Source organism: Arthrobacter sp. MDT1-48-3, from assembly GCF_054511015.1.
In genome coordinates, this window is sequence record NZ_JBTNDL010000001.1 from 1 (window position 1) to 22,241 (window position 22,241).

At 67.3% G+C, this 22,241-nt stretch carries 22 protein-coding genes; 6 read left to right on the forward strand and 16 right to left on the reverse strand.

Annotated elements, in window-relative coordinates; genetic code table 11:
• A partial coding sequence (locus ACX80L_RS00005) for a CNNM domain-containing protein (RefSeq protein ID WP_459286895.1) occupies positions 1-297 on the reverse strand: 297 nt, incomplete at its 3' end.
• Between the two features lie 390 nt (positions 298-687).
• Here ACX80L_RS00005 and ACX80L_RS00010 point away from each other — a divergent pair.
• On the forward strand, positions 688-861 hold the full coding sequence (locus tag ACX80L_RS00010; protein WP_459286897.1) for a CsbD family protein: 174 nt from the start codon (positions 688-690) through the stop codon (positions 859-861).
• A gap of 1,005 nt (positions 862-1,866) precedes the next feature.
• On the opposite strand, the gene ACX80L_RS00015 is transcribed toward ACX80L_RS00010, so the two are convergent.
• From ACX80L_RS00015 to ychF, 4 genes are all read right to left on the reverse strand, one after another.
• Positions 1,867-2,394 (reverse strand): hypothetical protein, encoded by a 528-nt coding sequence (locus tag ACX80L_RS00015; RefSeq protein WP_459286899.1) that lies wholly within the window; start codon positions 2,392-2,394, stop codon positions 1,867-1,869.
• 17 nt (positions 2,395-2,411) lie between these two features.
• Positions 2,412-4,334, reverse strand: a complete 1,923-nt coding sequence (locus ACX80L_RS00020) for a hypothetical protein (protein WP_459286901.1) — start codon at positions 4,332-4,334, stop codon at positions 2,412-2,414.
• 424 nt (positions 4,335-4,758) lie between these two features.
• Positions 4,759-5,040, reverse strand: coding sequence for a pyrophosphorylase (locus ACX80L_RS00025; RefSeq protein ID WP_133080355.1), 282 nt, complete (start codon positions 5,038-5,040; stop codon positions 4,759-4,761).
• A 320-nt stretch (positions 5,041-5,360) separates the two neighbouring features.
• Positions 5,361-6,446, reverse strand: coding sequence for a redox-regulated ATPase YchF (gene ychF / locus ACX80L_RS00030; protein ID WP_133082554.1), 1,086 nt, complete (start codon positions 6,444-6,446; stop codon positions 5,361-5,363).
• A gap of 84 nt (positions 6,447-6,530) precedes the next feature.
• Here ychF and ACX80L_RS00035 point away from each other — a divergent pair, with 84 nt between their 5' ends.
• Complete coding sequence (locus tag ACX80L_RS00035; protein ID WP_459286903.1) at positions 6,531-7,862, forward strand: DNA recombination protein RmuC; 1,332 nt, start codon at positions 6,531-6,533, stop codon at positions 7,860-7,862.
• A gap of 196 nt (positions 7,863-8,058) precedes the next feature.
• Here ACX80L_RS00035 and ACX80L_RS00040 read toward each other — a convergent pair whose 3' ends face one another.
• Positions 8,059-9,156 carry a 4-hydroxy-3-methylbut-2-enyl diphosphate reductase gene (locus ACX80L_RS00040; RefSeq protein WP_133082552.1) on the reverse strand — a complete coding sequence of 366 codons (1,098 nt, stop codon included), beginning with the start codon at positions 9,154-9,156 and terminating at the stop codon, positions 8,059-8,061.
• A 68-nt stretch (positions 9,157-9,224) separates the two neighbouring features.
• Positions 9,225-10,085 carry a hypothetical protein gene (locus ACX80L_RS00045; RefSeq protein WP_459286906.1) on the reverse strand — a complete coding sequence of 287 codons (861 nt, stop codon included), beginning with the start codon at positions 10,083-10,085 and terminating at the stop codon, positions 9,225-9,227.
• Positions 10,086-10,279: 194 nt separating this feature from the next.
• Here ACX80L_RS00045 and xseA point away from each other — a divergent pair, with 194 nt between their 5' ends.
• Both xseA and ACX80L_RS00055 read left to right on the forward strand, forming a co-directional pair.
• Positions 10,280-11,578, forward strand: a complete 1,299-nt coding sequence (gene xseA / locus ACX80L_RS00050) for an exodeoxyribonuclease VII large subunit (RefSeq protein WP_459286908.1) — start codon at positions 10,280-10,282, stop codon at positions 11,576-11,578.
• Between the two features lie 71 nt (positions 11,579-11,649).
• Complete coding sequence (locus ACX80L_RS00055; RefSeq protein ID WP_459286910.1) at positions 11,650-11,886, forward strand: exodeoxyribonuclease VII small subunit; 237 nt, start codon at positions 11,650-11,652, stop codon at positions 11,884-11,886.
• 45 nt (positions 11,887-11,931) lie between these two features.
• Here the strand turns inward: ACX80L_RS00055 and ACX80L_RS00060 are convergent, their stop codons facing one another.
• From ACX80L_RS00060 to ACX80L_RS00100, 9 genes are all read right to left on the reverse strand, one after another.
• A complete protein-coding gene (locus ACX80L_RS00060) occupies positions 11,932-12,309 on the reverse strand; it encodes a VOC family protein (RefSeq protein WP_459286912.1) in 378 nt (125 codons plus the stop codon).
• Positions 12,310-12,385: 76 nt separating this feature from the next.
• Entirely contained in the window at positions 12,386-13,240 is an 855-nt protein-coding gene (locus ACX80L_RS00065) for a PPK2 family polyphosphate kinase (RefSeq protein ID WP_459286914.1), read from the reverse strand.
• 14 nt (positions 13,241-13,254) lie between these two features.
• A complete protein-coding gene (locus tag ACX80L_RS00070; RefSeq protein WP_133082547.1) occupies positions 13,255-14,472 on the reverse strand; it encodes a pyridoxal phosphate-dependent aminotransferase in 1,218 nt (405 codons plus the stop codon).
• Positions 14,473-14,560: 88 nt separating this feature from the next.
• A complete protein-coding gene (locus tag ACX80L_RS00075) occupies positions 14,561-15,532 on the reverse strand; it encodes an ABC transporter substrate-binding protein (protein ID WP_133082546.1) in 972 nt (323 codons plus the stop codon).
• Positions 15,529-16,275 (reverse strand): ABC transporter permease, encoded by a 747-nt coding sequence (locus ACX80L_RS00080; RefSeq protein WP_244186272.1) that lies wholly within the window; start codon positions 16,273-16,275, stop codon positions 15,529-15,531. Before ACX80L_RS00080 ends, ACX80L_RS00075 begins: the two co-directional genes overlap by 4 nt.
• Complete coding sequence (locus ACX80L_RS00085) at positions 16,275-16,970, reverse strand: ABC transporter permease (protein ID WP_208741633.1); 696 nt, start codon at positions 16,968-16,970, stop codon at positions 16,275-16,277. Before ACX80L_RS00085 ends, ACX80L_RS00080 begins: the two co-directional genes overlap by 1 nt.
• Positions 16,971-16,972: 2 nt before the next feature.
• Positions 16,973-18,091: an ATP-binding cassette domain-containing protein gene (locus ACX80L_RS00090; RefSeq protein ID WP_133082597.1), complete on the reverse strand. Its 1,119-nt coding sequence runs from the start codon at positions 18,089-18,091 to the stop codon at positions 16,973-16,975.
• 279 nt (positions 18,092-18,370) lie between these two features.
• Entirely contained in the window at positions 18,371-19,354 is a 984-nt protein-coding gene (locus ACX80L_RS00095) for an N-acetylglucosamine kinase (protein ID WP_133082544.1), read from the reverse strand.
• A 58-nt stretch (positions 19,355-19,412) separates the two neighbouring features.
• A complete protein-coding gene (locus ACX80L_RS00100; RefSeq protein ID WP_459286917.1) occupies positions 19,413-20,654 on the reverse strand; it encodes an MFS transporter in 1,242 nt (413 codons plus the stop codon).
• Positions 20,655-20,823: 169 nt separating this feature from the next.
• On the opposite strand from ACX80L_RS00100, the gene ACX80L_RS00105 reads away from it, so the two are divergent.
• Positions 20,824-21,306 (forward strand): Lrp/AsnC family transcriptional regulator, encoded by a 483-nt coding sequence (locus tag ACX80L_RS00105; protein WP_208741854.1) that lies wholly within the window; start codon positions 20,824-20,826, stop codon positions 21,304-21,306.
• Between the two features lie 52 nt (positions 21,307-21,358).
• Positions 21,359-22,222, forward strand: coding sequence for a metal-dependent hydrolase (locus ACX80L_RS00110; protein ID WP_459286919.1), 864 nt, complete (start codon positions 21,359-21,361; stop codon positions 22,220-22,222).
• Positions 22,223-22,241: the final 19 nt, after the last annotated feature.

Sequence of the window (22,241 nt, forward strand, 5' to 3'; positions counted from 1 at the left end):
GATGGCCTCTGGGACGCCCGCAGCTAGGAGGGGTCCGCGGAGCAGGGAGCTGATGGCGGGCTCGAATGTGTACCCGGTGAGCAGGGTCGTCAGGGTGATCCCGAGTTGCGCACTCGAGAGGTGCGTCGAGGTGATCTTCAACGCCTTGATGGTGGGCTTCAGGCCCTTTTCGCCGCGGGCGTCGCGGGCTTCGAGCTCGCCTCGGTCAAGGTTCACGAGGGCGAACTCGGAAGCCACGAACATGCCGGTACCGACGGTGAGGATCAGGCCGACGCCGATCATGACTAACTCATACAAGGTGCCGCCCCCCATCCTCGATCGGCCGGAAGTCCGGCATTCAAGCGGGTGAGGGGCATGGGTCTATGCGTCGGGGGGTCATCCATAATGCCATCTAGTCTAACGAACAGCGTGCCGGTTCACCTGGTCGGGAAGGTGGTCAGGCTTACGCCAACAGCTCAACCCCGGTCCGAGTTGAGCAGCAGAACTGGCGCCTGAGGCCAGCCCGCAACCGCCACGGCACTGGCAACGGCGAATACTCGCCGTCCTACTGGACTTACCTTCCTACTTACTGTGAGCACCGAGCTGCTCCCTCCGGTCCCTGCTTGCTCATTCCTGCCGTGCCTAGACTGGCATATCGGCTCATCAGCCGATTGCACAACCACTGACGTCAACCGTAGGGAGATCATCATGGGACTGGACGACAAGCTCAGCAACGCAGCAGACAAGCTCGGCGGCAAAGGCAAGGAAGCCGCAGGCCACGCAACCGGTGATGAAAGCCTGAAGGCCGAAGGGCAGGGCGACCAGGTCAAGGGCGACCTCAAGCAGGCCGGCGAGAAGCTCAAGGACGCCTTCAAGAAGTGATGCTCTACCCCACGGCTGATTTAGCCGCTGGGTAAAGAGCAACGCAAAGGGAGTGCACCTGAACCGGGTGTGCTCCCTTTCCGCACCACCGGGCCGTCATTTGACTCTTATAGGAGCGTCGGATCATGCTGGTGACCTCACGGGTGCTAAGCGGGTTCACCGTACGCTGCTGCGGCCACCTCGCGGTCGTCGGCCCCGGAAAAATCGTTCATCCGTGTGGGCTTCGGCCGTCGGCCTGTACTGCGGACCCACCGGCCATGCACATAGTGCGGCGTCAGTGCGGCGAATCAGTCGGATCCACGACAAAAGCTCCCGAGGGAAATCCGATCCACCCCAACCGTCCCTCACGAAAAAGATCCGCCGCTCGATGCATACACAGATGAGCACCCTGACGGCCGTGTCTGGACTCGAGTGCGTCAAGTACCTCGCCCGTACTGTGCAGCCTTCGCTCCTTCCCCCGACCGTCGATGAGCAGATACGTCCAGTGATGCTTCCGACCAAAGACACCCGAGGGGGCGTGTTCGACTACCTTGAGATATTGCTCTCTCAGAGCTGCCATACTGATCACCCCCATCTATAGCTGGGGGATCAATTTACCGGCCGATAGTCCTGCGCGGACGGTAGATGACCGAGCACATCTTTCATTACGACTCGGGAGTACCAGCCGATATCGAACTCGTATTCTGATCCAACCGCGAAGGACGACACCCAGCCCGATCAGGATGATGGCTATCCTGAGGACGTTCCACAACCACCCGAATTTTTGCCTGCGCGATTCGCCTCGCGGACTCTCGCTTGCCATCAGCTCCCCTCGTTCACCAGCAATGACTCTTGCTAATGTCCGCTTGCATGGCGCCCAGCTGAAGGCGCCGAAGAACCTCCCGCAAATCCTCGAGGCGTCGAAACGTCGTCAGATCAGGCGTGGCGAAAGCAGGGTGGAACAGGTCGAGGTCTTTCGGCCGGGATGGTCAGTGCGAGAATCACCATCCTCCACGCACCGGGCCTTCAGAAATCGCCGCCCGGGTAGATGCCCTCGGGCAGCGTGAAGCACGCGGATCCTGATGCAATACGGATCTCGTTCGGGGAGAGTCCTTCGGAGACGAGATAACTCTCCCCTGGAGCAGGCGGGTCGATTTGGATCTGATAGTTTTCATCTACATCCCTATCGACGGATACTTCGGTTCCGTTCGCCCGATAGTGGGCTTCGATGGCTTTCACGATGGGCTCTATCTCGGTTCCTTCAGCGAGGGTGACCGTCGTTGCACCAGCCCAACTGTGCTGGGTCTCGTTGCAGGACAGAAGTGTGCCCGTCTGCAGTTGATCAATCGAGAGAACAGCATCCTTCGGGATCAGAGCGGCGATCTCCCCTTCCATAACCTGGGTGTGGGCTTTGGCTTCCTGCCAGGTGAGTTCAGCGTCCATCGATTCCTCCTGTGTTTGAGCGGCCGTTGGCGCAGGTGGCGCGGCCGGATCCGCGTTCGGGTTCCCGGCACAACCGGCAAGCCCGATCAGACCCACCAGCAACAACGTCATGAACCCGCTACGCGCCCTCATCGACCAACAATTTTCAGCATGTTATTAAGCGCTTTCAAGTTGTCCTCGCTGTCGGTGGCAATGAGGCTGTGGTTATCCATGAGGATTTTCCCCTCTTCGACGCTGTTGATCGCACCGTCGAGTTCGTCGTCGTCGGGTCCGCGGTAGAAGTACTGGTCGAACTCGTCGCGATGAATCGGGTTGTTCCCATCCCACACAACCCCTCTATTCGTGAAGGGGTTGGTAGCGCCCTGACCATAGATGAGCACATCGTCGTAGTACAGGTTCGAGTATTCCGTAGCCGGCCGTGGTTCCCAATCCGGGAGCATCCCGGCCCCGGCGAGGGAAATTACCTTGTCATACCGGGCTCCGGCGACTTCAGAGCTGGTGACGTTCGCCAGGCCCCAGCTGTGCCCGATGGCGGTTTGTTCGGCACCGTTCAGGTAAGGGTCAGTGCGCATCCCGGACTCGAAGGAGGCCAGTTGCTGCCCGGAGCTGCGTGCAAGGTCTTGATCGTTCGCCTCGCCGATTCGCGCCAGGTTGGGACCACCAGCGGTGTCGTCCTCTCCGGGAAACCGCCCATCCTTAAAGACGAAAGCCACCGTCCCTGGCGCGTGTCTCCTGAGGTAATTCGACACCTGCTGTACCCCGCCGGTGTAGAAGCTGTTCATCCCGGTGAACGTCCCCGGAACATAAGTGATCACGTTCCGTGTGTCGGGGTTTGGAGTGCCGATCAACTCCACGATCCGGGACCGATTCCGGTCATTGAGGTAGAGCTGGACGTTCCCGGCTTCTACCTCTTTGAGGTATGCCACCGCATTCTGCAGCATCTCCGTTCGGTTCGGGTCGTGGCGGGCTTGCCCGGTCCCCGACAACTTCAGGGCTGTTTCCAGATCTTTCTCCGCCGCCCGGAGCAGGTTCGGCGCGTTCAACTGGTTGGCCCGTACCCTGGCCAGTGCGGGCATCCCGTCCAAAGCGCCGAACATCGCCGGAGCCGCAGCGAGCAGCAGCTCCTGCCGCTGCGAGGCGCCGGCCGCATCCGCGGCGGTGCCGGCCCCCGTGGTCATGCCCGACCACCAGGCCCCGATCTTCGATGGACCCATGCGCTGAAGGGTCTGCTGCCATCCGGTCAATGTTGCCAGCGCCTTGGTATCCGTCAGCGTCGCAGTGGACAGATAGCTCAGCAGCGCCGCACCCGATAGGGACCCCGGTACGGTGGCAAGCACAAGAACGTCGTTCGATACCGTCACCCGACCGACATGTCCGCTGCCACCGGCAGCACGGAACGTCGAAGCGATGTCGGAAAGCCGGGTCGCGTCCAAATGATTGTCCTCCAGGAACCGCCGCAGCCCACTACCGACAGCGTTGAGATCAGAGTGCGCCCAAGAGCATTCCTGCTCGAACTCGGACACTGCCGCACTGACTTTGTCAGCTGCTCCTCGGGCGGCATCGTCCTGAATCCTGAAGGTCGACACCGCGGAGTCCAGGGTGGCAGGGTCAGCGGAACTCGCCCCAGCAGTGCTTCCGCTCGCCCAGGCACGCAACCCTTGCCGTGCGGTGTGCACGTTCACCGACGGACGGTCGGTCTCCTCCACGGACGGGCGCGGCCCTAGATCCACTGCAACACCGCTGCCGGCACTCGCCCAGCCGGCGGCAAAGGCCCACGCCCTCGACTCATCCAAGCGACGCTGCTCGACCTCCGCGGCGCTCTTCGCTTCCTGGGCCTGACGGGCGACATCATCCAGCATATGGACCAACTCTGACCGGGCCGCCCGTTCAGCGGCAACGTTCTCCCGGAAACAGTTCGCGAACACGCCCCGGAATTCCGCAAGAGCAGCCGTTGAGATCGACTCCCGTCCGCCGCGTTGATCCTGCAACGCACGTGCCGCATCTCGACATGCGCCGATTAGACGATTGGCGACCTCCGTATCGAAATTCATTCAAACTCCCCCAGACAAATGAACACCCACGCACCACAACAAACCCTACCCAGTACGGCTCTTCGAAATCCGGTAGGAGTCATTGTTCGAAGCCACCGGCGGCGAGGAGCATGCGGAGCCGGTAGTCCCAGCAAGAAAACAACAGGAAAGATCAGCACATCCGCCGGGCAGAGGCCCGCACGGGAAAAAGCACGAAAAGAAGACCTACAACAAGAAGAAACCTACAAGAAAAGAGACCTGCGACAACCACGACCGGCGGAGGACACCCCCGCCCACGGCAGAACAACGCGAAAAGACCCGCTCAGCGAAGACCCGGTTCGGGAAAGCCAGTACCGGGGAACCTCTGTTTCCGTGACGATCCCGCTGACCGCGCCATTCCACCACGTGGCGCGGTCAGCGGGACGTCACCGCGAAAGGCTCCTGCTCAGGCGCCGCCGCCGGCGGAGAAGATGTCCTGGGAGATCTTCTGCAGCTGCGTCCGCAGCTCCTCCAGTTCCTGCTTGGCCTTGTCCAGGGCGGCCTTCGTCTCCGGCCACGTCGAACCCCGGAACTGCGAGGCCAGCGGCCCGTCCCAGATATTCGGGTCCGACAGGATCCTGCCCTGCGCATCCAGCGCCGAGATCTGATCGGTGAAACCACCATTGATGATCGACTGGACCTGACCGATAGCAGCCTTCGCTTGCTCGGTCGACAACACACGCGACATGAAAAACATCCTCCCCAAGAGACCACCGCTTCAATGCCGGATGAGAGAAACACCGGCGAGCGGACGCTGATGACCCTACCAACACCAACCCGGTGAATCTAGACCGGCAAGAACGACCACGCGGCAGGTCCACGAATCCTCGTTCTCCTGACAGATTGCCACGTGTAGAACCGAACGCTCTCGACTCAGCAGAAACACCCCGTACGCGGAGTAGCGAAACGACGCGCATCCGGGAGGAAAGAAAAGCCTTGCCCAATTCTACGAATGAGGATCACCAGGCCCTACGACCAATAGATAGAGCCTACAAATCAACCATGCAATTAGACATTAAATCGAAATTCAACCACGTCGCCGTCGGACATCACGTATTCCTTGCCCTCGATGCGCACCTTGCCGCGGGACTTGGCCTCGGCCATCGTCCGGGCTTCCATGAGGTCCTCGAAGTGAACAATCTCGGCTTTGATGAAGCCGCGCTGGAAGTCCGAGTGGATGACGCCGGCGGCCTCGGGCGCCGTGGCACCCTTCTTGATCGTCCAGGCACGGGTCTCCTTCGGCCCTGCCGTGAGGTAGGTCTGCAGGCCGAGGGTGTGGAAGCCGACACGCGCGAGCTGGTCGAGGCCGGATTCCTCCTGGCCGTTCATCTCGAGCATCTCGCGCGCCTCGGCCTCGTCGAGCTCCACGAGGTCGGCTTCGAGCTTGGCGTCGAGGAAGATCGCGTCGGCGGGGGCCACGAGCCGGCGCAGCTCCTCCTGGCGCTCGGCGCTGCCGAGCACGGCGTCGTCGACGTTGAAGACGTAGATGAACGGTTTGGCGGTGAGCAGGCTGAGCTCGCGGAGGTGTTCCATCTCGAGCTTGTCGCTGGTGACCGACGAGAAGATCGTGTCGCCGCGCTCGAGGACGGACTGCGCTGCCTGCATGGCGGTCAGCTGTGCGGCCTCGCGCTTCTTGATCTTCACTTCCTTCTCGACGCGCGGGATGGCCTTCTCGAGCGTCTGCAGGTCGGCGAGGATCAGTTCGGTGTTGATGGTCTCCATGTCGGAGCGGGGGTCCACCTTGCCGTCGACGTGGATGACGTCGGGGTCGTCGAACACACGGATGACCTGGGCGATCGCCTCGGCCTCGCGGATGTTGGCGAGGAACTGGTTGCCGAGGCCCTCACCCTCCGACGCGCCCTTGACGATGCCGGCAATGTCGACGAAGGAGACGGTGGCCGGCAGGATCTGCTTCGACCCGAACACCTCGGCGAGCTGTGCGAGGCGCGGGTCCGGCAGACTGACCACGCCGACATTCGGCTCGATGGTCGCGAACGGGTAGTTCGCCGCCAGGACGTTGTTGCGCGTCAGCGCGTTGAAGAGTGTTGATTTGCCGACGTTGGGCAGTCCGACGATGCCGATAGTAAGAGCCACGGGAGACAAGTCTACCGGGCGTCGGAGGACCGACCGGCGGTGTCGCGTCCGCCGATTGTCGGAGGTTCCTGCGACAGTGTGGGCATGGGTACAACCGCCGTCCTCCTCGTCCTCCTCGCCTTCCTCATCGGCTGCGCCGTCGGTGCATTCCTGGTGTACCGCGCAGTACGGCTGCGCGACGACGAGCTGCGCAGCGAGCTCGACGACGCCACAGCCCGACTGGGGAGCACGACGACGGAGCTCGCGGCAGCCGCGGCTCAGCGCGATCTCCTGCAGCAGCACAACCGCGAACTGACGGGCAAGACATCGACGGACAACGACGTCCTGCGGGCCCTCGCACCGGTGGCGGAGAAACTGGCCCAGGTGCAGCGGCAGGTCGGGCTGCTCGAGCGCGACCGCATAGAACAGTACGGCCAGCTCGCGCGGCAGCTCGAGGAAGCGCGCGAAGCAGACGCCCGGCTGCTCTCGACGACGCACTCGCTGGCCGGCGCCCTGCGCAGCACCAGCGCCAGGGGCCAGTGGGGCGAGGTCCAGTTGCGGCGCGTCGTGGAAGCTGCCGGAATGCTCTCGCGCGTGGACTTCCTGGAGCAGGTCTCCTACACGACCGGGAACGACGGCGACCGCGCCCGCCCGGACATGGTGGTGCAGCTGCCCGGGGACAAGCAGCTCGTCATCGACGCGAAGGTACCCCTGAGCGCGTTCCTCGAGGCTCAGGAACTGGTGGGACCGGCGGCGGACGCAGGAGGGGGTGAGAAAGCCGGCCTCGAAGCCCGTCATGCCGAGCTGCTGAAGCAGCACGGCAAGGCGCTGCGTGCACACATCGATGCGCTCGCCCGCAAGAAGTACTGGGAAGGCGCCTCCAACTCCCCCGAACTCGTCATCTGCTTCATCCCGGTGGAGTCGGTCCTTGCAGAAGCGCTACGGGCCGACCCTGAACTCCTCGACTACGCCTTCACCCGCAACGTCGCCCTGGCATCGCCGGTATCGCTTCTCGGCATTTTGAAGGGCGCAGCGTTCAGCTGGCGGCAGGCCGTCCTGACCGACAATGCACGCGAGCTGTTCGACCTGTCGAAGCAGCTGTACGAACGCCTCGGGACGATGGGCGGGCATGTCACCCGTCTGGGAGCGTCCCTGAAGACCTCCGTGGAGCGCTACAACTCCTTCGTCGGCGCCCTCGAATCCAGGGTGCTCCCCACGGCACGCCGGATCGGCGCCTTCGACTCCGCATCCCTGGACGTCGTCGACGCGGCAGCGGGAGGAGTGGATGAGGCACAGGCGGAGGTGAGCCTGCTCGGCACCGCCCGCGCCCAGCGCGCAGGCGGCGTGCCTGCGGGCTCCGGGACCGCTGCGTCGGCGATCGACGCGACGCCGCGTTCCCTGACCGCCCACGAACTGCTCGACGGGACCGACGGGTAGCCGGGCGCGCTCCTACCGGCGGAGGGACAACTCCCCGGACGGTCCCGACAGGCGCCGCCCCAGCAGACCCTGGTGGGATTCGGCGGTGCCGGCGGCAGGAGATGCTACACCGGGTGAGGCGCCAGGCCCTTGCGGTGGTGCATCCATCCCTGTACCGTCGTGCCGCCCACCCTGAACAACGGACGTGCCTGGAGCCTCAGTTGAGGGACGTCCGATCCTGCCGCTGGCCCCGCCCACCGCGACCCTGGGACGGATCACCCATCGCCTTCAGCGCGGCGCGGATCTCCTTGGGCAGCGAGAAGATGATGTCCTCCTGGGCCGTCACGACCTCCTCGACCTCGCCGTAGCCGTACTCAGCGAGCAGTCTCAGAACATCCTGGACGAGGTTCTCCGGGACGGAGGCACCGGATGAGATGCCGACGGTGGCCACGCCCTCGAACCAGGACTCGTTCACCTCATTGGCGAAGTCCACGCGGTGCGCCGCCTTCGCGCCGTACTCGAGCGCCACTTCGACCAGTCGCACGGAATTCGACGAGTTGGCCGATCCGACCACGATGACGAGATCCGTCTGCGGCGCGATCTTCTTGATGGCCGCCTGGCGGTTGGACGTGGCGTAGCAGATGTCATCGCTCGGAGGATCCTGCAGCGTCGGGAAGCGCTCCTTGAGCAGGTTCACGGTCAGCATGGTCTCGTCGACGCTCAGTGTGGTCTGCGAGAGCCAGATGAGCCGTTCCGGATCGCGTACCTGGACCTTGTCGACGTCCTCCGGCCCATTGACGATCTGGATGTGATCGGGCGCCTCGCCGGCCGTGCCCTCGACTTCCTCGTGGCCCTCGTGGCCGATCAGGAGGATGTCGAAGTCGTCGCGCGCGAAACGCTGGGCCTCCTTGTGCACCTTCGTCACCAGCGGGCAGGTCGCGTCGATCGTCCGGAGACCCCTGTCCTCGGCGGACTGGACGACGGCGGGTGAGACCCCGTGAGCAGAGAACACGACCAGCGCGCCCTCCGGCACCTCGTCCGTCTCGTCGACGAAGACGGCGCCCTTCGCCTCGAGCGTCGACACGACGTGCAGGTTGTGCACGATCTGCTTCCGCACGTACACCGGGGGTCCGTAGTGCTCCAGGGCCTTCTCGACGGCGATGACCGCGCGGTCCACGCCTGCGCAGTAACCCCGGGGGGCTGCGAGCAGTACCTTCTTCTCCCCTGGCACCGGTGCGGCTGCGAGGACGTCCTCCGGAGAGCGACGCCTGCGCGGGATGGTGGGCATGGGGACCTGAACGGTGGTACTGGTCATGATCCGATTCTACCGGGTGGGTGCTGCTCGACCTGCTGATCGCAGTCCTCTCCGCTGTGAGCTGAGCCCTACACCGGGCGCCGGTCGTCCCGCCGACGCCGACCACCGAGCGCCAGTTGCGCGACGGCGCCGACCACGACGGCCACCAGCCCACCGACGACCACGGGCACGCCGGCCTCGGCGACGCTTGCTCCGGCCTGTTCCGCCAACCCACGGACGAACACGTCCGCCACCGCGCTCGACCCGGGCGCACGCGCCGCGGCAGCGGGGATCCAGTCCCCCGCCAGGAACCCGACCACCCCGGTGAGCGCCACCCCGAGGCCCAGGAGGGCGAGGGTGGTACCCCGTCGCCGAGCGATCACCAGCGCCAGCAGGCCCAGTACGGCCGCTCCGGCGAGGTACACCTCCCACGCCTGCACGGCACCAGCGACGCTGCTGAACACTCCGCCGCGCTCGACCGACCCGACCTCGATCATCGTGTCCTCCGGCACCGGGACCTCCACTCCGAGTCCTCCCCCGATGCTGTCCGCGACGAGTCCCACGACGGGACCGAGGTCGAGGGTCAGGATGGCCGGGGCCGGTTCGGACGGATCGGGAGCCTGGGCGAAGGTGAAGGAGTGCGACACGCGCAGCGTCTCGGTCCATGCGGCCGGATATCCCGACGCATCGGTGACGGTGCCCGCAGCATCCCGGATCAGCGGCTCGACGAAGGACGTGATCTGTTCGGGCAATCCGGCGCCTGCCGTCACGTCCTCGACCAGCGAATCGGTCAGTGCCGCCTGGAACTCCTCGTCCTCGCCGAGCGGGGCAGCGAGCGCGACGAAGCCGGACTCCTCCACGAGGTTCACGTCGAGCCACGCGGACGCCAGTCCGCCGGCCGCGACGACGAGCGCGAGAAGGGCCAGCAGGGCCGAGAGCAGGGTCCGCATGAAATCCTTAGCTGGAGGTCGAACTACCGATTATGCCGGGTCCCCCGTCAGGAGGCACGGAGGATCGTGGCCCGCGGGGGTGCGTCCAAAGTGCACAGAGCCATGCCGTGAGCCGCCGCCGGGGGTCCGGGATGGTACAGATGAACAGGACAGACAGCGCAGGCGGGGCTTCCCCCGCCGAGGACAGGAGACGGATGACGAGCGAGGGAGTGCGCGCGCGACCGGCAGGGGCGGGATCATCCCCGCCGGCATCGACGGTGCCGGTCACGGCAGCCGAGACGTCCCCCGAATCGCCGTGGCCGCTCCATCTGCTGTCGGAGAAGCTCAAGGCCCATATCGAACGGGCGCCGGCAGCCTGGGTCGAGGGACAGGTCATCGAACTCAACCGCCGCGCGAGCATGTGCTACATCACGCTGCGCGACGTCGATTCGGAGGTTTCCCTCTCCCTGTCGGTCTACGGCTCCGTCATGGACCGGGTATCCATGCCCCTGGATCGCGGTTCCCGGGTCGTGGCACGCCTCAAGCCCGACTTCTGGGTCAAGACCGGGCGGCTGTCCATGCAGACGATCGACATCCGTCCCGTCGGGATCGGCGATCTCCTGGCGCGCATCGAGAGGCTGCGACAGGCGCTCGCCGCGGAAGGGCTGTTCGCACCAGCTCGCAAGAAGCAGCTGCCACTCCTGCCTCACCGGATCGGGCTCATCACGGGCCGCGATTCCGATGCCATGAAGGACGTGATGCGCAACGCCGCCCTGCGGTGGCCGGCCGTCGAGTTCGAGGTCCGCGAGGTGGCCGTCCAGGGCGTGAGCAGCGTTGCACAGGTCTCCGCGGCCCTCGCGGAGCTCGACGCCCACCCCCGGGTCGACGTCATCATCATCGCGCGGGGCGGTGGAGCGCTGGAGGACCTGCTGCCCTTCAGCGACGAGTCGCTGGTCCGCGCGGTCGCGATGGCGAACACTCCTGTCGTCAGCGCCATCGGCCATGAGGCGGATCGGCCGCTCCTCGACGAGGTCGCCGATCTCCGCGCCTCCACGCCCACCGATGCGGCGAAGCGCGTGGTCCCGGACGTATCCGAGGAACTCGCCCGGATCCGGCAGGCGCGTGCCGCGCTCGAACGCTCCATCCGGGTCCTGGTGCACCGGGAGGCGGAAAGCCTCGCGAACCTCCGCTCCCGGCCGTCCCTGGCGAAGCCCGAAGGCATGATCGACGTGCGGGAAGCCGACATCGAGCGGCTCCGGTCCCGCGCCCTGCGCTCTGCCGCCGCAGGGGTGGAACGCGGTGCCGTCGCCGTGCACCACCTGCGGGAACGCGTACGGTCCCTCTCTCCGCAGAGGACCCTCGACCGCGGTTATGCCGTGGTGCAGAAAGAGGACGGACACGTGGTGCGGACGCCGGAGGACGTGCCGACCGGCGAGGTCCTGCGGGTCCGGGTCGCGGGCGGCCAGTTCGGCGCCGTCGCCCAGGGCACACCCGCACCGCACGAACCTGCATGACGCTACAGCCACAGCAGGCCCGGACACGGGCCGACCAGCAGACGAGGAACACCGTGGAGAAGGAAGATGCCATGACGGAGAACATCCCACCGGAGCAGCGACAGTCCGACGTCGGCTCGCTGTCCTACGAGCAGGCGCGCGAGGAACTCGTCGCCGTCGTCTCGCGGCTCGAAGCCGGAGGTGTGAGCCTCGAGGAATCGCTGGCGCTGTGGGAGCGCGGCGAGGCCCTGGCCGATCGTTGCGAGGCGTGGCTGGAAGGCGCGAAGGCGCGGCTCGCGGCTGCGCGGGACAAGGCCGAGGGCCAGTAGCAGGCCGTCGCCCCGCTTCGGCAGCCAGGGCCCGATGCGGCGCCGCTACGCGTCGGGGGTTTGCAGCAGCTCCTGCAGCGCCCACGAGTTGCCGTCCGGATCGGCGAAGTAGACGAAGCGGCCCCACGGCTGCGCGTCCACGTCGCTCGCTGCGACGCCGCGTTCGAGCAGCCCTGCACGGGCTCTCGCCGCATCCGGTACGACGACCTGGATGCCGTGCAGCGATCCGGGCACCATGTCGCTGATGCCCTCGCCGAATGCGATCGAACAGGCGGACCCCGGCGGGGTCAGTTGCACGAAGCGCAGGCTGCTGCTCACACGGTGGTCGTGGTCCAGCGTGAACCCCACCTGGTCGCGATAGAAGGAGATGGCCCTGTCCGCGTCGGTGACGGGCAGTGCGATGAGTTCGATCTTCCAGTCCATGGGAGCCTCCTGGCGGTGGTGGAGCCTCAAGGCTAGTAGCAGATGCGGACGGTTGCGGTCCGCAGCATCAGAACGGTCAGGAGGCGGCGAGGCGCTGCTTCTCGACCTCCACGTCGAAGGATGCCCTGGGCCAGCTCAGCTGCATGTCCTCCAGCGTCGCGGTGAGCAACTGCTGCACGGCGAGGCGTGCATACCACTTGCGGTCGGCGGGAACGACGTACCACGGCGTGTCGGGCGTGCTCGTCCGTTCGATCGCGGCCTGGTACGCCTCCTGGTACTGCTGCCAGTAGCCGCGATCGTCGATGTCGCCGGGGTTGTACTTCCAGTACTTGTCCCTCCGATCGAGGCGCTTCGAGAGCCTGTCCTTCTGCTCGTCCTTGCTGATGTGCAGCATGACCTTGAGCACGCGGGTCCCCGAGGCCACGACGTCCTTCTCGAACCGCGAGATGGCTCCGTACCGCTTCTCGATCTCCGTCGCCGGCGATAGTCCGCGCACGCGGTGGACCAGGACGTCCTCGTAGTGGGACCGATCGAAGACTCCCAGCATCCCGGGTCTGGGGAGCTGGTGGCGGATCCGCCAGAGGAAGCTGTGCCGCCGCTCCTCCTCGGTCGGCGCCGCGAAGGCGTGGTGCTGCACTCCCTGCAGGTCTACCAGCCCCACGACGTGACGGACGATGCCGCCCTTTCCCGAGGCATCCATGCCCTGCAGGACGAGCAGCACGGCGATCTCGCTTCCGGCCCGGCTCTCGGCGAAGAGCTTCGCCTGCAGGGAGGAGAGAGTGTCGGCGCCGGCGGAGAGCGATGCGGCGCCCTCCTTCTTGCCGCCGTCGAAGCCCGGCGTCGACCGGGGATCCACGCCCGCGAGCGAGAAGTCCGGCCCCGCCAGGAGGAGGCGTCGCATCTCGGCACTGCTGTCGGCTGTCACGGACATGGACCCTCCTGCGGTCAGGGCCGGTACGTGGACAGGAACTCGGCGAGCCTCCCGAGGGCATCCTCGATGACTTCCACGCTCGGGAGCGTGACCATGCGGAAGTGGTCCGGGTTGATCCAGTTGAAGGCCCTGCCGTGCGAGATCAGGATCTTCTGCTGCTTCAGGAGGTCGAGGGCGAACTTCTCGTCATCCTTGATGGGATAGACCTCGGGGTCGAGCTTCGGGAAGAGGTACAGGGCACCCTGGGCCACCTCGCAGCTCACGCCGTCGATCGCATTGAGCAGCTGCGCGGCCTTGTCGCGCTGCTGCTTCAAACGTCCCCCCGGCAGGATCAGGTCGTTGATGCTCTGGTACCCGCCCAGCGCCGTCTGGATCGCGTGCTGCGCAGGGACATTCGCACAGAGCCGCATGTTGGCCAGCAGGTTGATGCCCTCGATGTAGTTCGCGGCGTCGCGCTTCGGTCCGGAGATCGCCATCCAGCCGCTGCGGAACCCGGCGATCCGGTACGCCTTGGAGAGGCCGCTGAAGGTCAAGCACAGCACGTCGTCGCCCGCGACCGATGCCGCGTTGATGTGGACGGCGTCGTCGTAGAGGATCTTCTCGTAGATCTCGTCGGCGAACAGGATGAGCCCGTGCTCGCGTGCCAGGCGCACGATCCCCTCGAGGACGGGCCGGGGGTAGACCGATCCGGTGGGGTTGTTCGGATTGATGAGGACGATGCCCTTGGTGTTGGGCGTGATCTTCGAGGCCATGTCCTCGAGGTCGGGCCACCAGTGGTTGTCCTCGTCGCAGAGGTAGTGCACAGGGGTGCCGCTGGCGAGCGCGACGGACGCGGTCCAGAGCGGGTAGTCCGGCGTGGGGATCAGCACTTCGTCACCGGCGTTGAGCAGTGCCTGCATGGAGAGCGTGATGAGCTCGCTGACACCGTTGCCGAGGTAGACGTCGTCGACGTCGATCGTCTTGATGCCGCGACCCTGGTAGTACTGCACGACGGCGGTCCGCGCGGAGAAGATACCTCGCGAATCGCTGTAGCCCTGGGCCTCGGGCAGGTTGCGGATCATGTCCACGAGGATGGCGTCGGGCGCCTCGAAGCCGAAGGGCGCCGGGTTGCCGATGTTGAGCTTCAGGATGCGGTGGCCCTGGGCCTCCATGGTCATGGCGTGTTCGAGCAGTGGCCCCCTGATGTCGTAGAGGACGTTACGGAGCTTTTCCGACTGCTTGTAGGTGGCCATTGGATCAGGATGCCACAGCAGGGGCCCGGCACGCGGCATATGTCTGCCGGGCGCCGGGCCCCTGCTGGACGGACCTGGTACTGCTGAACTAGCCCGCGAGCCCCTTGTCGGCGAGCCAGTCCGCGGCCGCGTCCGCGGGGTTGCGCTTCTCGTCGCCGCTGACCTCGCGGTTCAGCGCCAGGAGGTCCTCGGTGGTCAGCTGCGCCGACACCTCGTTGAGGACGGTCTGCGCCTCATCGCCCACGGTGTCGGTGTTGATGAGCGGCAGCACCTGCTGGGCGATGAAGTTGTCCTCCGGGTCCTCGAGGACCACGAGGTCGTTGTCCGCGATGGACGGCGTGGTCGTGTAGATGTCGGCGGCCTGCACGGTGTCGTCGAGCAGTGCCTTCAGCGTGATGTCCCCGCCGCCGTCGTTGATGGCCTCGAAGCCGCCGGGCTCGCAGTTGTACTTCGCCTTCAGGCCGGGCAGGCCGTAGGCGCGCTCCTGGAAGGTGCTCGGTGCGCCGATGGTGATCTCACCGCACACCTCCGCGAGGTCCGCGATCGATGTGAGGTCGTACTTCTCGGCCGTGGCGGCCGTCACGACGAGCGCGTCCTTGTCCTCGGCCTCCGAGGGCTCGAGCACACCAAGCTTCACGTCGGGCGACTTCGCGGTGAGCGCATCGGGCAGCGCCGCGGCGATGTCCTCGGCGGATTCCGCCGTGGCGGCAGGATCGGCGAACAGCAGCAGGTTGCCGCCGTACTCGGGCATGATGTCGATCGAGCCGTCCTCGAGGGCGGTGTAGTAGATCTCCCGCGAGCCGATGTTGAGCTGGGTCGTCGCCTCGACGCCGGCCGCGTTGAGCGCACCGGCGTAGATCTCGGCGATGATCTGGCTCTCGGGGAAGTCAGCGGAACCGACGACGACGGCGCCGCCGGCGGACGCGGACGCGGTGTCCTCCGATTCACCCTGGGGGTCGCTGTTGGCACCGCAGGCAGTCAACGCCAGCGCGGCCGTCAGGCCGCCAGCCAGTCCCATCAAAGCGCGCCGCCCGGCGCGTTGTGCTGACAGGTTCTTCATGTTGTTCCTCCTTGTGCACTGGCGACGGCCTTCTGCCGGCCAGATCCTTGGGCCCGTCCCGGACCGGAGACGCGCAGTCCCGGTGAGATGGCGAATCTCTGCAGCAGTCCCAGAAGCAGATCGACGGTGATCGCGAGGACTGTGATGACGACGGCGCCGCCGAAGAGGCGTCCGTAGTCCGCGAGCTGTGTTCCCTCGACGAGGAAGACCCCGAGCCCGCCGAGGTTGATGAAGGCGACGACGGCGGCGGTCGCGATGACCTGCAGCACCGCTGCGCGGACTCCGCCGAGGATGACCTGCAGGCCGTTGGGCACCTCGACCCTGAACAGGATCTGGAGTTCGCTCATGCCCATGCTCCGCGCGGCATCCACCACGGTCCGGTTCACGGAGGAGATGCCGGCATAGATCCCGCTCAGCAGCGGGGGGACGGCGAGGAGCACGAGCGCCCAGATGGGCGGCATCAGGCCGAGGCCCGCGAGGAGCACGAACAGGAACACCATGCCGAGCGTCGGCAGGGCCCGGAGGATCCCCACGCCGGAGACGATGACGACGCGCCCGCGACCGGTGTGCCCCACGTAGAGCCCGATCGGCACCGCGATCACGAGGGCGACCAGCATGGTCAGTCCGGTGTAGCCCAGGTGCTCGACGACGCGCGTGGGGATCCCGCGGTCGCCCGCCCAGTTGGCGGGAGCGGTCAGCCACTCCCCCATCTGTACGAAGAGGTTGCTGCTCGAGTAGTCCATCAGGCGCCCGCCACCTTCGCCTCGAGTGCGACGATCTCGTCCGCCGGCCTGCCGCCCGCGGAGACCCTGCGCGTCCACGGGGTCAGGAGGCGCTCCGTGAGGACGAGGAGGAGGTCCAGGACGAGTGCCAGCAGGAGGATGATGCCGATCCCGACGGCGATCTCGGTCGGGAAGGACCGGAACAGTCCGTCCGTGAACAGGGTCCCGAGGCTCGGGACGCCGATCAGTGCGCCGACGCTGACGAGCGAGATGTTGGTGACCGAGACGACGCGCAGGCCGGCGAAGAGCACCGGCAGCGACAGCGGCAGGTCCACGGTGAGGAACCGGCGCACGGGCCTGTAGCCCATGGCGACCGCGGCCTGGCGCACGTCGTCGTCGATCGAATCGAGCGCGTCGAGCGTGGACCGGACGAGCAGGGAGAAGGCGTAGACGGCCAGCGCCACGATCACGTTCACGGGATCGATCACCCTGGTGCCGAGCACCACGGGGAGGAAAACGAACATCGCCAGTGACGGGACCGTGTAGAGGATCGACGAGCCGGTCAGCAGGATCGAACCGATCACCGGGTTGAGCCGGGCGAGCTGCGCCATGGGCACGGCGGCGAGGACGCCGAGGAGCAGCGGGACGATGGCCTGGAACAGGTGGAGGCGCGTATGCAGCCAGACGAAGTCCAGGTTGGCGAGGAACCAGTCCATGGCTACACCGCCGTGTTGTGGTCGGAGCGGCCCCGGTCGAGCCTCGCGGCTTCGATGAGCTCGAAGACCTCCGCGGCTCGGACGACGCCAACGGCGCGCCCGTCGCCGTCGACCGTCACGCCCAGGCCCGACGGCGAGGACAGGGCGGCGTCCAGCGCGCGGCGCAGGGTGTCGCCGCGCGTGTAGAGGGAGCCTCCCGGGACCGCCTCGGCCTGCTTCGTGATGCTTTCGCGCGTCGCCTGCGGGACCCAGCCGTGGGGGCGACCCTCGGAGTCGACGAGCAGCGTCCAGGGCGAGCGCACCGAGACGGTCGGGTCCGCGAGGCGGTCCACCTCGATGGTCTCGATCGGGTGGATGGCGACACCGTCCCCCTGCTGGAAGGAGAGATGGCGGAAACCGCGGTCACGTCCCACGAAGCCCGCGACGAAATCGTCCACCGGGGCGCGGAGGATCTCCTCGGGGGCCGCGAACTGGGCCAGCCGGCCGCCGACCGCGAAGACGGCGACCTTGTCGCCGAGAATCGTCGCCTCGTCGATGTCGTGGGTGACGAAGACGATCGTCTTCGCGAGGTCCCGCTGCAGGCGCAGCAGTTCCTCCTGCAGCTCGGCGCGGACCACGGGGTCGACGGCGCTGAACGGCTCGTCCATGAGGAGGACGGGCGGATCGGCCGCGAGGGCCCGTGCCACGCCGACGCGCTGCTGCTGCCCGCCGGAGAGCTGCCCGGGATACCGGCCGCCCAGCTCGGACGCGAGCCCGACGACGTCGAGCAGTTCACCGGCGCGCTTGCGTGCGGCGGCCTTCCCGACGCCGTTGAGGCGCGGGACCGTCGCGATGTTGTCGAGCACGGTCCGGTGCGGGAGGAGGCCCGAGGACTGCATGACGTACCCCATGGAACGCCGCAGCTCCGCGGCCTTCTGCTGCGAGACGTCCGTGCCGTCCAGGAGGATCTGCCCGGAGGTCGGCTCGACCATCCGGTTGATCATGCGCAGCGATGTCGTCTTGCCGCAGCCCGAGGGCCCGACGAACACGGTGATCCTGCCGCGGTCGATGTCCAGGGAGAGGTCGGCCACGGCGGGGCGCCCGCTGTCGTACGTCTTCGTCACGCTGCGGAACCGGATCATGGGGCGGGCGGAGTCCTGCTCGAAGGAGGTCATGTCAGCTGTGCCTTTCGTGGCAGGAGCTTCTCGGCCGGGTGTGACCCGCGGGCCCCCACTCGGTGCGGGCCCGGCTTGCCGTCTGGATTTCCGCAGGGCGACGCCTGCAGCGGTCAGTTCAAGCTGTCGGAGTTCTGAGTCTAACCATGTGTTCGGAGCAGACAAGAGCCCATATGGGTCTGCAGGAGGGCCGTTGGTCCCGCGGGCCCCGGGAGGGGCACCGCAAGATCGTGCCGGCGTCTCCGCTCAGGCGGCCTCATCGGGGCCCAGGAGGAATCGGACCCCCATGACCGGGTCCTCCTCGAGGAAGACGACGTCGGTCATGCCCTCCGACCCGAGGCGGGTCCTCAACCGTGCCTGCAGATCCGGCTGGTGCATGGCAAGGCCGCCGCCGAGGACCACGGGGCCGGGTACGCCGATCACCGATGCGACATCGAGCACGAGGCGCGTGAGGTCGGCGGCAGCACGGTCGATGATGTCCGCGGCGTCCCCTGAACCGTCCCGGGCGGCGTCGAACACGGCACGGGACTGTGCCGCCCAGTAGGTCCGGCCGGCGCCCGAGTGGAAGAGGCCGATCAGTTCCGTCGGGGTGTCGATCCCGTTGAGCGTGAGGACCGCCGTATCGAGGGCATCGGGGTCCTGACCGAGGTCGTGCCGGTGCAGGGCACGGCGCACGGCTTCGCGCGCCACCCAGTAGCCGCTGCCCTCGTCGCCCAGGAGGTAGCCCCAGCCGCCCGAGCGCGCTTCCCGGCCGTCCTCGCCGACGCCCCAGGCCACCGAGCCGGTGCCGGCGATCACGGCGATGCCGGTCCGGGCACCGCCGGCCGCGAGGATGAGCCGCGTGTCGTGGATGACGTCGACGGCGGCGGACGGCGCGTGCGGGGCGATCAGGTCGCGGAGACGCTCGGCGTCGGCTGCGGTGTCCACTCCCCCGGAACCGGCGACGACAAGGTCGATGGTGGGGGCGTCCCCGGCGGGCAGGAGGTCGCGGAAGAGTTCCTCGAGGCTCCGGGCCGCCTCCGCCGGGCTCACGTTCTGGACGTTGGCGCTGCCCGCCTTGGCCTCGGCCACGAGTGAACCGTCGAGCCAGAGCGCGCCGTGGGTCTTGGATCCGCCGATGTCGAGGCCGACGACCGCTCCTGCCGACCTCCCGGTCGCGTTACCGTCCGCGGCGGGCCCGCTCGCACCGGGGAGGGGGGACGGGCGGGGCGGCACGGGGGTGGTGGACATGCCTACAGCCTACAAAGAGGAGGACCGGGCCCGGTACGGACCCCGCGGGCGGCGGTCGCTAGCGCGTCGCGCGGAGTCGGAGGACCAGTGAGCCCACGGCGAGCAGCGCACAGACCGCGGCGATGGCAAGCGCGAAGACCGTGACGGAGGTGTTCAGTCCCCATACGCCGGCGGCCGCTCCGAGCCCCAGTACCGGCACGGCACTGCCGAGGTAGGTGAGGACGTACACGGCGCTGACCGTCTGCGCGTGCAGGGCCGGATCGACCCGCACCGACACCTCGTTGAAGACCACCCGGAAGGCCATCCCCTGGCCGAAGCCCGCCACGACGCAGGCTCCGACGAGCAGCGGCAGGCTGCCCGTCGCCTCGGCCAGGGGCAGGAGGCCGACGCCGAGCGCCATGCCGGCGAGGCCCACGGGTGCCACGAAGCGCCCGCGCGGGGACAGCACCTGGCTGACGGCCGACGACCCGAGGACGAGGGCCGCGAGGAGGCCGATCAGGGGCCGGGAGGTCGTTCCCGCGATGCCTGCGAACCAGGTGGGGGCGAGGCTCAGCGTGAAGCCGAAGACGGCGAAACTGAGGAACCCGATGGAGGATGCGGTCCAGAACGAACGGCGTGCGTCCTTCGACACGGCCGGCCGGCGCGGCCGCAGTGCCGCGAGCGGATTGTCCGACGCGGCCGGCTTGATGGCGGGCCGGGCCCTCAGGAGGACGAGCGGCACCAGGAGACTCGCGAGCACCACGAGGTACAGGACGAACGGCGTGCGCGTCGGCGTGGGCAGGAGCGAGAGGAGCCCCCCGATCACGGGACCGGCGGCCACTCCCCCGGCGGAGGCGAGCAGTGTGAAGCGCGAAGCCCAGTCGGGCCGGGTGGGCAGGAGGTCGCGGAGGGCGGCGGCACTCGCGCCGGTGGCGAGCGCGACGGCACCCCCCTGCAGCGCGCGCCCCGCGGCGAGCATCGGCAGCGAGGTGGCGATCGCGAACAGCGCTGCACCCAGCAGCCCGAGGACGACCGCGAGGACGAGCGCCGCCCGCCGTCCGATGTGGTCGGACCAGTGACCCGCGAGGACGAGCCCTCCGATCAGGGCGACGACATAGGACGAGAAGGCGACCGTGACCGCGAAGGACGTGAGCCCGAGCTCGGCCTGGATGAGGGGATAGATCGGCGTGGCGAGGTTCGCCCCGATGAGGAGCGTCGAGATCACCGTCACCGCGAGCGCGAGACGGGCGGCCAGGGAGGCGTCCCAGCTCCGTCGCTCGATCATCGCCGGCCTCATCCGGAGCTCGTTGATGACGCTCATCCCACCACTTCTCCTTGCTCGCACGCGCCCACCCTAGGCGCTCCCAGGGGCCGGATCATGCCCGGACTTCTATAGGATGGAGCCCACTGACCGCCCTGCAGCAAAGCTCGTCGCCCTTTTGAGCGCCGTGCGCAACACGGGCGGAGCCGACTGACGGGAAGTGAGCTTCGTGAGCAAGCTGGACAACCTCGACCTGCGACTGCTGCTCGAGCTGGTGCGGGACCCCCGCGCTCAGGTGAGCGAGTTGAGCGAGCTCCTCGGCGTCGCCCGGAACACCGCGCAGAGCCGCATCCGGCGGCTCCTCCGCGCGGAGACCCTGCGGCGGAGCGGGAGGGAACTGGACCTCGAGGCGCTCGGCTACGACGTCGTCGCGTTCGTCACCATCGAGGTGTCCCACCGCGAGCTCGATGCCGTCATCGCCGGCCTGCGCACCATCCACCAGGTCCTCGAGGTGCACGAGATCTCGGGCCGGGGGGACGTGTGGTGCAGGGTCGCCGCGACCGACACCCACAATCTGCAGGCAGCCCTGCGCTCGGTGCTGCGGATCAAGGGCGTCATCCGCACCGAGACGGTCCTCGCCCTGCACGAGCACATCCCCTACCGCACCGAGCCACTGCTGGAGAGGCTCGCCCAGCGCTCCGCAGATACCTGAGCGACCCCGTACCCCCCGTTCTCACCCTGTTCGCACCACCCGAAGGAGCAGCATGACCCTGCCGACCACCGACACACGCGTCACCTACCCCCAGGGTGCCCTCGAATCAGCTTCCCGCGTCCTCCATGTCGAGCCGCGCGAGGACGGACGGAGTGCCGTCCTGCTGGACGTCACGGCATTCCACCCCGTCGACTCCGCCTGGCCCGACCAGGGGCCCGACCGCGGTGAACTCGCCTCGGGCTCTCACAGCTGGCCGGTGGTCGACTGCGTGGTGGGCGCCACCGACGGGAGTTCCCTGTATCTGGGCGGGGAATCACCCGTACGGAAGGGCACGGAGGGCTGGGCATTCGTCGTCGTGCACCTGGTCGAGGGCGCAGCGCCCGCGGAGGGCGACGACGTCGTCGTGCGGGTGGACGACACCTATCGAGCCGCGGTGTCCGCCGGTCATACCGGCTGCCACCTCGCCTCCCTGGCCCTCAACCGTGCGCTGGCCGGCCGCTGGAAGAAGGAGGTGGCGCCGGACGCCCTCGGGGCCCCGAACTTCGACGCGCTCGCCATCGAGACGACGGTGATCGGCGAGTTCGGCTCGGTTGACAGGTACCGGCTGGGGAAGTCCCTGCGGCGGAAGGGCTTCAGCACGGAGGACTTCGACACCGCAGCAGCAGCCGCTGCGGTGAATGCCACCCTCGCGGCATGGACGGAGACGGCGGCACCGATCGGCATCGCCGCGGACGGACAGGGCCTCACGGACCGGCGTCGGTGGGTCTGCGACCTGCCCGGCGAGCGGGCGGAGATCCCGTGCGGCGGCACCCACCTGACCTCGCTCGCCGGGATCACGGTCACCGTGCGGCTCGAGCTGGCGGATGCGGACGGCACTCCCGTCCTGCTCATGGACACCAGGGTCAGTACGTCCTGACGTCCGGCGTTTCTGCGGT

What these genes read in the sequence shown, in the direction of transcription:
- ACX80L_RS00045 (WP_459286906.1), bottom strand. Translation starts at nt 10,085, where the DNA reads ATGCGGACCCTGCTCTCGGCCCTGCTGGCCCTTCTCGCGCTCGTCGTC.
- ACX80L_RS00070 (WP_133082547.1), bottom strand. Translation starts at nt 14,472, where the DNA reads ATGGCCACCTACAAGCAGTCGGAAAAGCTCCGTAACGTCCTCTACGAC.
- ACX80L_RS00090 (WP_133082597.1), bottom strand. Translation starts at nt 18,091, where the DNA reads ATGATCCGGTTCCGCAGCGTGACGAAGACGTACGACAGCGGGCGCCCC.
- ACX80L_RS00100 (WP_459286917.1), bottom strand. Translation starts at nt 20,654, where the DNA reads ATGAGCGTCATCAACGAGCTCCGGATGAGGCCGGCGATGATCGAGCGA.
- ACX80L_RS00010 (WP_459286897.1), top strand. Translation starts at nt 688, where the DNA reads ATGGGACTGGACGACAAGCTCAGCAACGCAGCAGACAAGCTCGGCGGC.
- ACX80L_RS00075 (WP_133082546.1), bottom strand. Translation starts at nt 15,532, where the DNA reads ATGAAGAACCTGTCAGCACAACGCGCCGGGCGGCGCGCTTTGATGGGA.
- ACX80L_RS00085 (WP_208741633.1), bottom strand. Translation starts at nt 16,970, where the DNA reads ATGGACTGGTTCCTCGCCAACCTGGACTTCGTCTGGCTGCATACGCGC.
- ACX80L_RS00110 (WP_459286919.1), top strand. Translation starts at nt 21,359, where the DNA reads ATGACCCTGCCGACCACCGACACACGCGTCACCTACCCCCAGGGTGCC.
- ACX80L_RS00020 (WP_459286901.1), bottom strand. Translation starts at nt 4,334, where the DNA reads ATGAATTTCGATACGGAGGTCGCCAATCGTCTAATCGGCGCATGTCGA.
- ACX80L_RS00060 (WP_459286912.1), bottom strand. Translation starts at nt 12,309, where the DNA reads ATGGACTGGAAGATCGAACTCATCGCACTGCCCGTCACCGACGCGGAC.
- ACX80L_RS00025 (WP_133080355.1), bottom strand. Translation starts at nt 5,040, where the DNA reads ATGTCGCGTGTGTTGTCGACCGAGCAAGCGAAGGCTGCTATCGGTCAG.
- xseA (WP_459286908.1), top strand. Translation starts at nt 10,280, where the DNA reads ATGACGAGCGAGGGAGTGCGCGCGCGACCGGCAGGGGCGGGATCATCC.
- ACX80L_RS00065 (WP_459286914.1), bottom strand. Translation starts at nt 13,240, where the DNA reads ATGTCCGTGACAGCCGACAGCAGTGCCGAGATGCGACGCCTCCTCCTG.
- ACX80L_RS00080 (WP_244186272.1), bottom strand. Translation starts at nt 16,275, where the DNA reads ATGGACTACTCGAGCAGCAACCTCTTCGTACAGATGGGGGAGTGGCTG.
- ACX80L_RS00040 (WP_133082552.1), bottom strand. Translation starts at nt 9,156, where the DNA reads ATGACCAGTACCACCGTTCAGGTCCCCATGCCCACCATCCCGCGCAGG.
- ACX80L_RS00035 (WP_459286903.1), top strand. Translation starts at nt 6,531, where the DNA reads ATGGGTACAACCGCCGTCCTCCTCGTCCTCCTCGCCTTCCTCATCGGC.
- ACX80L_RS00095 (WP_133082544.1), bottom strand. Translation starts at nt 19,354, where the DNA reads ATGTCCACCACCCCCGTGCCGCCCCGCCCGTCCCCCCTCCCCGGTGCG.
- ACX80L_RS00015 (WP_459286899.1), bottom strand. Translation starts at nt 2,394, where the DNA reads ATGACGTTGTTGCTGGTGGGTCTGATCGGGCTTGCCGGTTGTGCCGGG.
- ACX80L_RS00055 (WP_459286910.1), top strand. Translation starts at nt 11,650, where the DNA reads ATGACGGAGAACATCCCACCGGAGCAGCGACAGTCCGACGTCGGCTCG.